Raw genomic sequence first — 16,828 nt, forward strand, 5'->3', positions numbered from 1 at the left:
AGCTTGCCACTGGTCTGAACCTTGTTTAATTTTAAAGAATGTAGATTCAGGCGACGTCACCGATCCTGAGCGGGTGGGTGGTGTCGTGGGATGTCTGCGCACCAACGTCATTTGTTATATGCTCCAGCGCTGTTTGCTCGATCGGATCTTCCTCAACGTCTTCCTGCTCTTCTGCCTGTCGCTGCGACTGCTTGCCATCCTACCTCAGGCGCAGGGGGACTTTGCTCCGAGTGCGGGCTTGCCAGTCGGTTTTGCTTCCGAGGAGGTGCCGACCCTTCAGTTGATCCCCATCCTTCCTGAGGTGGCCGAGCCCACCTTGCTGGTGTCGACGGCTTCCCCGGGCGCGCCCCTCCTCGCGACTCTGACCCACACAACGGGACCGGTCGTGGTGCTGCCGCCCCCGGAGTCCAACTCCCCGCCGGTGCTCCTGTCCTTGGTGACCAATCAAACAATCAATATCGGTCAGCGATTTACCACCACGTTGCGAACGATTGAGCCGGACTTTCCGGCGCAGGCCCTGAGCTTCGAACTTCTTCAGGCACCCAGCAACACCCTCACGCGGGTACTGCGCGGTACCAACTTTTTGATCGCTTGGACCCCGTCCCGCGAGAGTGCCGGGAGCACGAATCGGTTTGTGGTGAAGGTTTCCGACGGCGGACAGCCTAGTCTGTCATCCACCCAGCAATTCCAGGTGGTGGTGACCGAATTCGCCCAAGTGGCGATTGGCACGACGGTGGTGTTGGCTGGTCAGGACTCGTGCATCGGAATCGCCCAGGCGGCCAACGAGCCCGTAACGAACATCCAGTTTACGGTGACATTTCCGGCGGGCACATTGACCAACCTCTCCGTTCAACCCATCGCTCCCCAACTGTGCGCGAGCAACCTCACGTTTCTGTCCCCCACCCAAGCTCTCGTGCGATTGTCCACCTGTGCCGGTCAACCGCTGGATGTGTCGAGCGGAGGGGATGTCGCCGATCTCTGCTTCACCGCTGTCGAAGGTCAACCCACCCGCGCGGCCACCATCCTGATCGGGAACAGCGTTATCCAGACCGCGTCTGGCCGCACGTTGACCAATCGAACCACTCAGGTGGGGCGGGTGGTAATCTCCGGAGAGGGGGGGATGCTGGAAGCCTCGCTCACGTCGGACCAGAAGCCTCAGTTGATTCTTTACGGCCGGCCCGGGCGGACTTATCAGATTGAGGGCACGACGAACGTGCATGATGGTGCGTCGTGGCGCGATGTTTGTCGGGTGCCCCTGACCGGCCCAGCTCTTCTCGTCTGTTGTGCGAACTTGACCGACCCCCGTGGATTCTTCCGGGCCTATGAGTTTAGCGTCGGCCCCACTAACGAGGCCCCGACCATCGATCTGCCCCCTCAGTTGGTCGTGCGAGAACCGGAGGTGCTGCTGGTCGGACGAGCGACGGACGACGGCTTGCCCGCTGCGTGCAAACCCCTCACTTACGCTTGGACCCGACTGAGCGGTCCGGGAACGGCGCAGATTGAGAGCCCCACTTCGGCGGTTACCCGCGTCACACTCGCCCAGCGGGGATCCCATGTGTTCCGACTTTCCGTGGGAGACAGCCAGGACACCAACTCCGCCAGCATTCAAGTCATCTACCATTCCATCCCGAACGCCGAGGCCGGCCCCGATCAGTTCATAGCCCTAGGAAACCAGGCCCTGCTGTCGGGAATGGGTTCCGATGATGGACTTCCACTGAACACGCTGACCTCGTGGTGGACTCAGGTTTCGGGGCCCCTCGTGGACGCACTCGCGCGGGTGGACAACCAGGTCACCCGCGTCTCGTTCTCCTCCGCGGGGGACTATGTCTTCCGCTTCTCGGTTTTCGATGGCGATGCCACGGTGAGCGACGACGTGCGGGTGGTGGTGGGAGATTGCGCCTTCGCGAACGATGGCCGCGAATGGCGTCGCTTGGTCACGGGCCATTGGCCGGGCACGAGCGAGCTTGGTTCAGTGAGCTATGGAACGGGAGGCTCCTGTAACGCGGTGCTCACTGAGGGGAGGTCTTTCGTCACGGGTATCGAACGAGTGTTCACTCTCCCGCTCGGAGCCGAGGCGCTGCGCCTCCGCTTCGAAGATCTGAGATTTGATCGGTCTTCCGGACCGGGCATGGGTGACACGTTCGAAGTCTCCCTGTTGGATATGGTCGGGAGTTCGGTTCTACTTTCGCTGCAGGGCGGCGGTATCCCGAACGCCCAGGCGGCCGGTTCGATCAGCCCACTACCACCCCTTTTGGACGGATTGTTTCAGGTGACTGAGGGTTTCCCCCCTGCGTTGGCTCCGGGAACAGCGCTGGTCCCGGCGGGTCCCACGCTCACCACGGGGGTCCTGGCAGTCGATGTCCGAACCCTGGTCCCGGGCATTCCCTACACCTTGGTCATTCGCTTGCTGAACAACGATGTTGATACTGGATCCAGGGTCACGATCACTGAAGTGAGCGTGGGTGCCATGGACTCCGGCCTGGACCTGCGCGGGTCTCCTCCGCCTGCCTTGTCCACTCTGTTGGCGGGCCTGGATGCTCGTCCATGCGGAGTCGATTCTTTTTCATTTTCCGGCTTCGAGCCGCAGTTGTTGTCAGCGGTTCAAGGCCGACCCATATCGGGCGACCGAGGCGTGCTTCGGCTGACACTTCGTTCCCCCGCCCAACACCAGTCGGTGCCGGTCGGACCCCGGCTGCTGGAGGCTGAGGTCGTGGCGGTGGATCTGTCGCCCGAGGTGCGTGCCTCCATCACCGTCAATGGCCAGCCGGTGGACTACATCGACGAGCGAGGACAAGTGCTCAGCGCTTGGCAGGTTCTTCCCGGACGCAATGTTTTGGAATGGGTCGCGACGGCGCCTGGATATTCGTCTGTGTCCAACACCCAAGTCTTCGTTGGGGTTCTTTGCACCAACGGCGTCGTTGGTTTAGAGGATGTCACTTCTCGGATTGGGTTGCACTTCCGGCGCACTTCATTCAATCCCAGTTCCCAGCGTTTTTATGTCGAGACGGTGCTCAGCAATGCCTCCTTGTCCACACTCCACGGACCACTGTTCGTAGGCAGCCGCGGGCTTTCTGCTGCCGGAGTGCGACTCGTGGGCGAGGATGGACTCAGCGAGGATGGACTGCCTTATTATGACTTCAGCGTTGCCCTCCCGCCCGATGGGCTGCCTCCGGGGGGAGTGACTGCTCCGCGGACGCTGGCCTTCTTCAACCCGGACCGACTGCCCTTCCGGTTCGACGCCGCGGTGCTGGGACGGATGAACCGAGCGCCCGAATTCCGCACCGCGCCGTTGGCGCAGGCGACCGTGGGACAACCTTATGAGTATCTCTTCCTGACGGCCGATCCAGACGGTGACCCCGTGAGTCATCAGCTGGTCGTGGGCCCTTCGGGAATGGCGTTGGATGCTGCGCGGCGATCGATCCGTTGGACGCCTGGTCCGGCAGATCTGGGAGTTCACCAGGTGCGAATTCTGGCTCGCGATGATCGGGGTGGTTCGGCAGAGCAGGGGTATCTGCTGCGCGTCGGCACACTCAGCTCCAACCGTCCGCCGCGTTTCGTTTCGGATCCGGTGGTGACCAATCTGCTCGGGCAGCCCTATCGCTACATCGCCCGTGCCGAGGATCCCGATCGGGATACGCTGCGCTATTCTCTCAGTACGGGCCCGATCGGGATGACCGTAGGGGGCGACACCGGCGAGGTTCGCTGGAATGGAGGCTTGGTAACGGGTGCTCAGTCGGTGGTGGTCGAAGTCTCCGATGGTCGAGGCGGCGCGGCGGAGCAACGTTGGGTCGTGCAGGTGATTGGCGACCCCGACAACCAACCGCCCATCATTACCAGCCAACCCTTTCCCTTCTTCGAATACGCCGGTCCGATTACAATTCCCCAAGGAACGGTGACACCGACCGTCCTGGATCTACCGCTTCGGGATGGCGAATCCTTCGAAGGAACGGTCACTTTTCAACTGCCTGCGACCAATGCGCTGGCGGGTTCCGCGGACGTCGCGTTCGTCGTGGATCAGTCTGGGTCCATGGCCGGAGAACAGGCCTGGATTGGGGACATGATCGACGATCTGGACCGGGCGCTCACGTCGCGTGGCATTGGACCCAATCGTTATGCCTTGGTAGGCTTCTCGCATCCTGGGGGGCAGGAGTACAGCCATATATTTCCCGTCGCGGGTGGTCCGTGGACTGTATCCATTTACCGCCCCGACAACGTTTTGCTGACCAGTCGCACCTTCTCCGGTGCCTCCAATCCTTTGCCGGTTCCTTTGCCCGTGGATGGCATCTATCGAGTGGTGGTTTCAGGGGGGACTGATCCCAATCCCATCTCTTACCAGATGTTGACGCGGCGCGAGACCAACGGCCCTTCCGTCCTGGTCTTCGACGACGACGTTCAGGGGGCGATTGTCAGTCCCGGCGAGCAGAGAGAGTATCGGTTTGTGCTGGCGAGCAACCGGCTGCTCTATCTGGATTCCTTACATCCATCCGCCGGCTTGGTGTGGAACTTGTTCGGCCCGCCGGGACAGGTCGTTCGGGATCGATCCTTCGGGCAGACGGATTCCAATGATCAGGACGGGGCGGTGCTGAACTTGATTGCTGGGAACTACCGGCTCGTGGTGTCGGGTTCCGGTAATGCCGTGGGTCCCTTTCGATTCCGCCTGTTAGACCTGTTGGATGCTGTCCCCCTCACCTTGGGTGAGACGGTAAACGGACAATTGAGTCCCCCCAACCGGACGGAGGCCTACCGCTTTGTCGCCAACGAGGGAGAGCGCCTGTATGTCGATGTGTTATCGGTGGCTGCCGGCAACACCACCAGCCGCTTGCGGTTGATCAGCCCGGCGGGCGTGACCGTGGGCGACACTGTCTTGGGGACTGATCTGGAGGTGCCGGCTGCGCCCGTGACGGGAGTATACTCGCTCTTGGTCGAAGGCAGGATTGGTGAAACCAACAGTCGCTCGTTCCAACTCCGAGTCGCGAAGCCGGTCGTTACCACCAGCCCGCTGGTCGTGGGGCAGGCCGTGCAGGCAGCACTGTCGCTGCCAGGAGAGCAGCAGGTGTACCGATTTGCCGTTGCTCAGCGCGCCTTCCTCTATTTGGACTCGTGGGTGAACACCAATCGCGTGGTGTGGACCTTGACCGGGCCTTCGGGAGTGGTGGTGGACGTGCGTCGAATGGATCAATCGGACGCCGGCGACATTGCCAACCCGGTGATCGAAGTGGTCGCGGGGAACTATGACCTCCGGGTCGACGGCGTGGGTGACTTCACAGGCGCGTATGGATTCCGGATGCTGAATCTCGCGGACGCTCCGACCGCCGGTTTGAACACGCCTGTCACCATCTCGCTGGAACGCGGGTTTGAAACCCAAATGCTTGGATTCGATGGCGCCGCAGGAAACCGATGGATTTTTGACTCCCTCACCCGAACCAACTTGCCCAATGCCCGGTGGCGTCTCGTTGGACCTTATGGGGGGGTGTTTTTTGGTCTGGGCTTGCAGCAGGATGGAGGAGTGCAGGGGCAGTATCAGACCGGCCGCTATGTGGTACTCGTGGAAGGCTCGCGGCAGGACAGTGCCCCGGGCAATTTTTCCTTCCGGGTGATACCTACGAATTCCGTGCCGGTGGCCCCCCGAGATGGCGTTGCGCTGGACCTTGGGGAGCTGGTGCAGGGTAATCTGGTGGCCACCAATCAGGTGGACGCCTATCGGTTCACCCTGACCAACCGGACCCTTGCTTATTTCGACTCGCTCACCCATCGCAGTCCCTGGCTGTGGACTTTGGCGGGACCCGCGGGCACCAATGTGCTCTTGCGACGTTTCGATCAATCCGATTCGGCCGACCAGAACTCACCCGTTTTGGATTTGGTGGCTGGAGACTACCAACTGATTGTCGATGCGACGGGAACCAATGTGGGAGCCTATAGTTTCCGACTCTCGCAGCTCAATCAGGGCTCAATGATGACGCCCGATACCGACATTTCCGGGGCGCTGGATCCGGCGAATCGTTCCGTGCTCTATCAATTTCCGGCCCAAGCGGGGGAGCGCGTTTACGTCGACCAACGAACGCTCTCGGGAGGCACGACCACCGCCCGATGGCGGTTGGTGGATCCCCTGGGTCGAATCGTGCGGAATGAACTACTGAGTGTCGACCTCGAGAGCGGGCCGCTGGTGATGAGTGGAACTTACGCTTTGTTGTTGGAGGGGCGGGGCAGCGAGACCAACCGCCGTGATTTCACCTTCCGGTTGCAGCTGCATTCGACCAACGAGCTTCCGCTCACGCTCGATCAGGCGGTGTTCGCCCGATTGGCTCGGGTCGGGGAAGAGCACACCTATGTGTTCCGGCTCTCCCAGCGGGAACTGCTTTACTTTGACTCCCTCACCAATCAGTCGTCGCTCACCTGGACCCTGATTGGACCCTCGGGGACGGTGATCAACGGACTGCGATTCGATCGCTCCGACTCGTCCGACAACTCTGATCCCACGTTCACCGGTTTTCCAGGCTTCTACCGGCTCACCGTGTCGGCGGCGGCGAATGGGATCGGCGGTTATGCCTTCGCGCTTCGTCGCCCCGCTGCGGCTCCGGTCCTCAGTCCGAACACAACCTTGTCGGGTAGATTAGATCCGCCCAACAGCACTCGGTTGTATCAGGTGGAAGTGGCCGCGGGAGCGCGGATCTACGGGGACATGCTGCTTCTGACCGGTGGGGCGACGAGTAGCCGCTGGCGTTGGTTTGATCCGGTCGGCTCCCCTTTGGTGACCGCAAATCTTGATGCGGATTTCGTTTGGGGGCCGGCGGAGCATGCCGGTACCTATCTGCTCGCTTTGGAGGGCCGAGTCAATGAATCGGTCAGTCGCGATTTCTCTCTTCAGTTGAACCAGTATCAGGATTCCGTCCAAGCGCTTGCCTCGGCGGCACCCATTTCCGGGGAGATTTCCAGCCCCGGCGAACAGGATACGTACACGGTGTCCCTGCCAGAACGAACGCTGGTCTATGTCGACTCGCTCAGCAATAGCGCGCTCCATTGGACTCTGAATGGCCCCCTGGGAGTGGTTGTGAACGCGCGGCGATTCGATAGCACCGACTCCACGGGCTTCGATGGGACTCCGGTTTTGGATCTCGCGGCGGGCGACTATCGCTTTATTGTCGCAGGAACCTCCGGCCAGGTGGGGGCGTACGCTTTTCGTTGGCTTCCGCTCTCGGCTGCTCTGGCTCTCGAAGCAGCTCGGGATACGGCGGGGCAGCTCGATCCTGCCAATGCGACGCGGCTGTATCGCGTCAGCGCCGCACCGGGGGAACGCATTTACTTGGAGATGCGGACCGTCTCCGGCCCCAACACCGGTCGGTGGCGGCTCATCGATCCGTTCGGGCAGGTCGCAGCAGCGGCCTCGCTGCGGACCGATCTCGAGATTGTTGCTCTACCCCAGGGCGGAGACTACACGCTCCTGATAGAGGGAGCCCCCGCCGACGCCACGCCGCGAGACTTCGTGTTCCGACTCGATCTGAGTCGTCCAGCGCAAGCTGTGCTCGCAATGGGGCAACGGATTCAAGGATCCGTGGCGCGAGCCGGTGAAGAGACGGTGTACGAGTTTGATCTGGCTACGAGGTCCCTCCTGTACTTGGATGCCTTGGCTCACACCAACACCCTGGTCTGGTCTCTGAACGGACCCGCCGGACTGCTCGTGGATCGCCGCCGATTCGACCAGACCGATGCGGGGGACAACAACAATCCTCTTCTAGATCTGCCGGCCGGGCGCTATCGGATGACGGTGGACGGAGTGGCTGAAGCGACCGGTTCATTTGCCTTCCGCTGGCTGGATCTTTCCGATGGCAGTCCTCTTTCCATCGACACCGTTACCACAGTCGAGCTCGACCCCGCCAACCAGACTCGGGTGTTTCGCCTAGAGGCCGCTGCTGGCGAGCGATTGACGTTCGACGCCCTGACTCGCACCAACCTTGCCAATGCCCGGATGCGATTGGTGAGTCCCTACGGCTCGATCCTATTCAACGTCGCGCTAGGAACGGATGTTCCGAATGTCGCTTTGAACCAAAGCGGCGGCTACTCCCTGCTCATCGAGGGCTCGCGACTGGATGCGCTGCCGGGGTCCGCTCGGTTCCGTCTGGTGCCGACCAACAGTCTCCCCATTCCTCCACTGGTGGGAACGCCGCTGCCGCTGGGCCAGCCGGTGGAGGGCACGTTGATTGCGACCAACCAGGTGGATTCGTATCGGTTCAATCTCGCCAGCCGATCCTTGCTCTACTTTGACTCCCGCACATTCCGAAGCGGGTTCATCTGGAGCTTGCGCGGTCCCGCGGGCAGCAATGTTGTCAACCGACGCTTCGATCAGTCTGACTCGGCTGATCTCTCTCCGAACCCGACCCTCGATCTGGTTGCTGGTGAGTACCAACTCAGTGTCGATGGGGTGGGAACGAACATTGGATCCTATCGCTTCTTCCTGAGCCGACTGGACGAGGCCACTGAGCTGCTTCCCGGGGTGCCGGTGGAGCTGAGCATGGATCCGCCGAACTCCACGCAACTCTACCGTTTCAGCGGTGCGGGGGAGCGTCTCTACCTCAATGGACGAGGCCTTACGGGCGGGACGACCACCAGTCGATGGCGCGTCCTCAACCGGCTGGGCCAAGTCCTGGGGGATGCGGTGCTCGGCAGTGATATCGAGTTGGGAGCACTCGCCCTACCGGGGCAACACTATCTCTTGCTGGAAGGACGAATTGGCGAAACGGCGGCGCGGACCCTGGCCTTCACCCTCCAGTTGAACTCGGACTCGCAGCAACCTCTGACCCTGGGCGAGTTGAACCGTGGAAACATTGCAGCTTCCGGAGAACGCGATGTGTATTGGTTTCGTCTCCCGACGCGAACCCAACTCTATTTCGATTCCGTCAGTCCCACTCCATCTCTCACCTGGTCGCTCGAAGGGCCGGCGGGCGTGGAAGTATCGGCGCGACCATTCTCGACGGTGGATCCCTCCAATCCGTTGAGCCTGCTGGATCTGGTGCCTGCCGAGTACCGACTGACGGTCGACGGTGTGGGCGACGCGACTTCGGCCTACCAGTTTCGACTCTTGGAACCTTCGCGTTTGAATCCGGGAACGGCGACGGTGAGCCATATTGGAGCCCTCGAGTCCGGGTTGTCAGCCGATGTGTTTTGGCTGGAGGGGCGCGCCGGGGAACGCCTCATCTTGGATTATGGCGAAGTGGGCAACTACTTCGGCTCCGCCGCGTTTTTTGCCGGCGCCACTCGGTTGCTCAGTACGTCGGGATCAGGGGTTGAGGACGGCTACGACGGAGTAGCTAAGGCGCTGGCGGAACTGCCCTTCCGCTTGACGGCCGCAGCGAACCTCGTGCTCGTCACCGACGAGGATCGCGATGTCGTCAATGCCTCCGTCACTCTGAGCAATTTGTTGAACGTCGCGGCGAACCAACGAGTTCGCATGAACACCATTCTCGATGGACCCCTGCGTGATGGAGTTGGCACTACTGGCATAGGCTTGGATGCGGTGGGTAACGCCTACCTTCCCGATGGCTCGGGTGGGTTTCAAATCGGGTCCAACGGTGTCTTTGTGGGAGCGCCGGCCTTGCAACAACAATACGTGCCCCTCGCTTTCGAAACGGGCGGGGCGACTTGGGATTTGAACCTACTGCGACAGGGTGGATCGAACGCCCTGTCGTTCACCCGGGCGTTCGTGGAGGTGAACGTCGAGGGCATCGAGCGTCAGCTGCGCCTCGAGCTGATCGCGTCCGATCCCTCGGTCGTCTTCAGCAACCGTACTGGAATCGTGAGTGGGATTGGCTCGGGCGATACGGCTCGTTTTACCTATCGCGTGACTCGCACGGGCGATGCCCGGGCCTTCGAGCTTCAGTTCATCCGACCGGGCACCACCAACGTGATTGGGTCAATCCCTGTTCGCTGGAACTTGGACTATGTGTATCCGATTCGGGCTTTGGATCCAGAAGGCGACCCGGTTCGCTTCAAATTGGTGAATGGACCGACTGGGGCAGTGGTGGATCCCATTACCGGCTTGCTCCGCTGGCGCGGCGATTCGTCCGATCCAGTGAGTTTCGCAGTCCGGGTGGAGGACGGACGTGGAGGGAGCACGGTGCAGGAGTTCACCATACGACCTTCCGGCACGAATAGAGCCCCCCTGTTCGAGGGCACACTCCCATCGCTTGCCGGGGTCAACCGGCTCTTCTCCGCAGTGCTTGGCGCCCGGGATCCTGATCAGGATCCTCTCCGATTCGAAGTAACCGACGCTCCTGCGGGAATGCTTCTGGATGTTCAGACCGGACGAATCCAATGGCGGCCGACGGAATCGCAATTGGGCCGCTTCGATGTCCAGTTTCGCGTGCTCGATGGTCGAGGTGGATCGGCCGTTGTTTCTCATCGGATCGAGGTTCGGAGCAGTCTGGACAATGTTGCGCCCGTATTCGTGTCTACCCCAGCCCAGCGAGCACTCGCTGGGCGGCCCTATGTGTATACGGCCCAAGCCACCGATGCGAACGCGGACGCTCTTCGATTCGAAGTGGTCCTGGCACCCGCAGGCTTGGTGGTGGGTGGGGATGGCGTGGTGTCTTGGGTGCCTTCCCTGTCTCAACTGGGAAGTCATGTAGTGGTGATTCGTGCTCAGGATCCGTTTGGAGGCCTGGCCGTGCAATCCTACACCCTCGAGGTGTTGGCCGAGAACTCGGCACCCATCATCGCCTCGGCACCCAAACTTCGAGCGCCGGCGAATCGACCCTATCGCTATGAAGTTCGGGCCCAGGACGCTGAGGATTCGCTCCTCTCCTTCCAACTTTCCGCCCCTGCCGCCCTGGGCCTGACCCTCAGCACGTCCAGCCTCTCCGGTTTCACGGCAATTCTAGAATGGACGCCGTCGTCCGCGCAGTTGGGATCGTATCCCGTGGAGGTCCGAGTGACGGATCCCAGCGGAGCGGAGGCGCGACAGTCCTTCGTGATTGAAGTGGTCACCGATACGAACAATCAACCTCCGGTATTCGTGAGCCAACCGAGAGCTCAGACGCATCTGAACGGCAGCTACAGTTCGGTTGTATGGGCCGAGGATCCTGATGGTGATCTGCTTGCGTTTACTCTGGTGTCTGCCCCCGCGGGAATGCGTTTGGTCACCAGCGCGGAAGCGCCGCTGGGGGCTGCCATGATCTCCTGGCAACCGGGTGTGAGTGACTTGGGCAGCAATCGAGTTCAACTTCGGGTGACCGATGGGCGTGGCGGGAGTGCGGATCTGCCATTCGCAGTTCAGGTGAAGACCTCCATCCAGAACCAAGGTCCGACCATTGTCAGTCGCCCCGTGTCGGGCGCCGCGGTAGGTGAGGTTTATGCCTATGATTTGCGGGCGGTGGATCCGGAGAACGACCCGTTGCGCTGGTCGATCGTTTCGGGTCCGACCGGGCTGTCGATCGATCCGATCCTGGGGACCCTGCGGTGGGTGCCTCGATCGGATCAAGTGGGTCAGCCAACCGTTGTGGTGGAGGTCCGCGACTCGTATGGAGAACCGGATGTTCAAGAATTCCAAATAGACGTGTTGTGGGCCAATCGTCCGCCGCAGATCACCTCTATTCCGTTGACGGAAGCCCAACTCGACACGGTCTATCTGTATGTGCCGCGCAGTGCGGATCCGGACGGGGATGCGTTGACCTGGCGGGTGGGAGTCGCGCCGTTGCCGGCAGGCATGGCGCTCGACTCCCGATCGGGAGCACTTACCTGGACCCCCACGGCCGCGCAGGCTGGGCCTCATGTCGTGGAACTGGTCGTTTCGGACGGGCGGGGTGGTGAAGCGACACAGCGCTACACACTCTATGCGTTCAACTTCAATGCCAACCGGTCGCCGGTGATCGTTTCGAATCCGCTGCGCGGGGCTGGGGTAGGGCGTCCCTATACTTATGTGGTGGAGGCGACGGATGCGGACGGCGACGTCGTTTCGATCGAGCCGGTGCGCTTGCCGTCGGGAGCCACCTTGACGCCGGTGAGTGCCCTGCCGGGTCGAACGCAGGCTCGGCTCGTTTGGACACCTGCTTCAGCGGGATCCGAGACGCTGATTCTGGTGGCTCGTGACCCGGCCCGTGCTTCGGGTGCACAGCAATTCAACGTCGTGGCCCGTCCTAACTCCGCGCCGCAACTGGTCTCGCGTCCTAAGACGAATGCGGTTCCCGGACTTTTGTTCACGGACGTCATCCAAGCCGTGGATGCAGAGAACGATCGCTTATCGTTCGCGGTCCAGGGGCCTGCGGGCATAAACGTGGATAACCTGGGACGCGTCCGATGGCTTCCCTCCGCCAGTGCCACGGGATCCTTTCCGGTGACCTGGATAGTAACCGATGAGTATGGTGCTTCCAACACTCAGCAGTCCTTCGTCCGTCTCGCGGCCGATCAAGAGCCGCCGGTGGTGGCGGTGCAGGTGGCCTACAACCTAACCGACAGTCAGGGAGTGCGTTTTGTTCGGGCGGGCACCGAAGTGGCGATTCGGGTGGACGCGACCGACAATGTGGGGGTCGAGGAGACCAGTCTGACGATCGGCCCGGTTCCGGTGGTGCTGTCAGCGGAGGGTTTGGCTCTGGTTGAGTTTCCCGTCTCGGAGGATGTGGACCTTATCGCCAGTGCCGTGGATGCTTCCGGCAATCGCACGTCCATCACCAACCGCATTTTCGTGGTGGATCCCAACGCCGTGGGCACGGTGCAGATCCTGCTCGAATCACCGACCAACTCAGCGGTGGTGACCCGGCCCGTGCCGGTGATTGCCAGTGTCACGAGTTCTGCGGAGCTGCGGAATTATGTGTTGGAGGTGGCTCCTCTCGATGGCGATTTCGCCAGCGCCGAACTGAGCACCAGCGATCCACGACTGCGATTTCGCGCGCTTAGCCGGGGAACATTCCCAGCCAACACATTCACTGTCTCCAATGCCACGTTGGGCCGGTTTGACCCCACTCGGTTGATCAACGGGGGGTATGTCCTGCGCTTGAGCGTTTTCGATCGGAATGGCCAGGGACGACAGGAAGCTGCTCAGATCAGCGTGGCGGGCAGTTTAAAGTTCGGGGAACTCGCCGTGGAGTATGTCGATTTGGAAGTGCCGCTTGCCGGCATCCCGATCACGATCACGCGAGCGTATGACAGTCGGCAAAGCGAGCGGTCGGGTGACTTTGGGCATGGTTGGTCGCTGGCGGTGCAAGACGCACAAGTGCTGGAGACGGGGAAAAAGGCCTTCGTCGGCCTCAGTGGGCAGGGCAGCACGTTCACCGTGAAGACTCGGGTTTATTTGACCGCACCTGATGGACGGCGGCTTGGGTTTACCTTCCAGCCCCAGTTTGCGTCGAGTGCGCTGGTGTTCGGAGCGTTCTACCGTCCGGCGTTCGTGTCAGATCCCGGCGTGCTGGATCGACTGGAGCCTTTGGAGGCTCCGGCGGCTTACCAGGTGCGGTCGGATGGGAGTTTTACTTCGGGATTTGGGTTGGTCGGTTATGATCCCAGTGGCTATCGGCTGAGAACGCGAGATGGGTTGGTCTACGAGTATGACCAGGCGTTCGGACTTAGACGCGTTCAAGATCCGACGGGAAATCGCGTCGAATACCGGAAGGAGGGGGTCTTTCATTATCCTGCGGGTGCCACTCAACCCGACGAGTTCATTGCCTTCGTGCGGGATGCAGCGGGACGCATATCGGAGATCGTCGATCCCGCCGGCAAACGGCTGCGGTACGAGTATGATGCCGTCGGGGATCTGCGCCGATTCAACGATCAGGTAGGCAATACCGTGCGATTCGACTACCATGGGCTGCAGCCGCACTTGCTGACGAATGTGGTGGATGCGCTCGGTAATGCGATCCTTCGGGCTGAGTTCGACGCCAACGGCGTTCTGCTGGCAGTCCGGGATGGAGCGGGGAACCCGATCCGGCAGCAGTTCGATTCCGACAGCCTGACCGGTGTGCTTACGGATGGCAATGGCCACACGACGCGGTCGGTTTATGACGATCGGGGCAACGAGGTGCGGCGGGTGGATGCCCTCGGTGGAGTCACCGAGTTTGAGTATGATGCCAACGACAACGAGGTGTTGCAGCGGGACGCCCGGGGAGTGGTCACTCGCAAAACGTATGACTCCACGGGGAACCTCACCTCGGTTGTGGACGGATTGGGGAATGTCACCCGGTTGACCTATGGTTCCCTCGGACGGGCCACCATGATCACCGGTCCGGGCGGAGCCCCTGTCGCCTTCGATTTGGACTCCAAGGGACGCGTTGCGGGCGTAGCCCATGCGCTGGGAGCGGTCGCCCGCCGCACTTATGACGCCCAGGGGCGGCTCTCCTCAGTGAGTGATTTCAATGGGCATTCAGAGCAGTTTCTATATGACAACGGTTGCGCGTGCGGCTCTCCGTCACGGATCGTTCAACCGGACGGCAGTGTGCGTGCCTTCGAATACAACTCTTTGGGCGCGCTAGTTCGGGAGGTCGATGAGTTGGGGAACGAGACCGTGCTCACCTATGACGACGCCGGTCGGGTTCTGAGTTCCCGCGACCCGGAGGGTCAGGTCCTCCGCTTCACTTATCGAGGAAACCTGCTCGCCAGCCGGACCGACGCCATGGGACGGACGACCGCCTTCGGCTATGATACCGTCGGGCGGATCACCTCGATCACGAATCCAGCCGGCGGAGTGGTTCGCTTCCAATTCGATGCCAACGGCAACCGAACCCAGATCCAGGATCCCGAGGGCAACGTCACGACGTTCCGCTACGACGCATTGAACCGGGTTACGGAAGCCATCGACCCATTTGGTCGTGGCTTCACGAACCGATATGACGCTGTCGGCAACCGAACGGAATCGATCGATCGCAATGGGCGTAGGATTACCATGGGATACGACGCCGCCAACCGTCCGACGAACGAGGTCTGGTGGGACGGGGCGGTGAAGGTGAAGGAGATTCTCTATCGGCACGATGCTGAAGGTCAGCTGGTGGAGGCTCGGGACGGGGGAATCGTGGAAGAGTTCGTGTTCGACCCGTTGAGCCGGCTGAAGCAATCGACCCGTCGCGGGGTTCCGGGCGTGCCTGCTTTCTCGCTCAACTACAACTACGACGCGTTTACCAACATCTTGTCAGTAACGGATTCCCTGGGTTTCCGCGTCGACTCCACGTTCGACAATCGGTCACGCTTGCAGACGCGTCGGTGGCAGGGCAACGGATTCTCCCCGGTGTTTGCGCGGTTCGACCATGACGTCGCCGGACGTCGCACTTCGGTGGTGAGAGGACTGGGGCTGAGTGGTCAGCAGCGGGTTGGCGAGAGCCTTTATGCCTACAACCGCCTCAGCTCCACGACCAACGTCACGCATCGCAGCGCGGCTGGCGCGTCGGTCCTGGGATTACGCTATCGCCACAACGCTGCTCAAGAAGTGCTGGAGCGCAGTCTAGGGACGGAAGTGTCGCGGTTCGCTTATGACGCCGCAGGCCAGTTGACCAATGTCCTCCATACGGCCCAACCCGCCGAGGTGTATCGCTACGACCTTGCTCAGAATCGGGTAGGGGATGATTTCCGGGTAGGACGCAACAACCGGATAACGGAGTTTCAGGAATGGGTGTTCGGATACGACGGCGAGGGCAATATCATCGCTCGATCCAATCGGGTCTCGGGGCTCACGACTCGGTATGTCTATGACCATCGCAATCGGATGACTGAGGTGCTCGACCTGGACCTGCGGGGCGCCGAGGTGCGTCGTACGTCATTCGAGTATGATTTATTGAACCGGCGCGTAACGCGCCGGACGGGAGGACAAGTCACCCGGTCAGTGCACAACCTGCTGGACGTGTGGGCTGATTTGGATGCGCAGGGCAATGTAATAGCTCGATACGGGCACGGCGATCGGCCCGACGAACATCACGTTCGGTGGGCTGCGAACGGAACACCCGTCTGGGCCCTGTTGGACGATCAGGAGACGGTGCTGGGGGTGAGCGATGCGACCGGCGGGCTCATTGCCCAGCGCCGGTATGATTCCTTCGGGAATATCCTCAACCCGGATGAATCCGGATTGGTGGGGCGTTTTGGGTTTCAAGGGCATGAGTGGGATGCGGAGACCGGGCTGTACTATTACCGGGCTCGCTATTACGATCCCGTGCTGGGACGTTTCCTGCAAGAGGACCCGCTGCGCCAGGAGGGAAGCCTGCCGAACCTGTATGCCTTCCTGAACAACAGTCCGCCGAACTATAGCGATCGCTTTGGACTGACCGCCGCCATCGAGCGCGGGATCCTGTCACGGATTGCGGTCGCCACGGCGCGCTGTGTGGCCAAACTCGGAATCGATCTGGCGGTCGACTTCGCCATTGAGGCGGTGGCCTTGGATGCGGCCAGCAAGGTGCTGGGCATCTATGTGTATCAGAGGCCTGATGGAAAGTATTACGTCGGACAGAGTGTGGACATCCGGCGGCGGATGGCCGAGCACGGCGACAAGGTGAAGCGGATCGTGGCCGTCCTGCAGGTGACCACGAAGGAGGCTTCAGCGGCGAACTACCTCAATAACCTCGAGCAGGCACTCATCTCCGCGCTGGGCGGGCCGAACACCAAGGGCAACAAGAATTATGGCGGTATTCTCAAGAATCTGCGCGAGCAGCTGCGTGCAGGAAATCCCAAGCGATTGTGCTGGTTGTTCGAGACTAGGGACGGACAGCTCTATTGGATCGAAGTTGAGATCGACTGGCGAACCGAGCCAGACCGAGTCCACCGGGATGTGGGGGTCCTAGGGTAACAGAACCTTGCGGTAGTAGACGTTACCGCGATCGACGCAAGAATGAGCAAGTCACCAAGACGCTGGGACAGTGGCGGGAGGAGG

At 61.2% G+C, this 16,828-nt stretch carries 1 protein-coding gene; it reads left to right on the plus strand.

The genetic code is table 11. The annotated features are described in order from the left end of the window. Positions 1-118 precede the first annotated feature (118 nt). Entirely contained in the window at positions 119-16,744 is a 16,626-nt protein-coding gene (locus JNN07_07790) for a putative Ig domain-containing protein (protein MBL9167627.1), read from the plus strand. The last annotated feature ends 84 nt before the right edge of the window (positions 16,745-16,828 follow it).

This window comes from Verrucomicrobiales bacterium, from assembly GCA_016793885.1.
GTDB lineage: Bacteria > Verrucomicrobiota > Verrucomicrobiia > Limisphaerales > UBA11320 > UBA11320.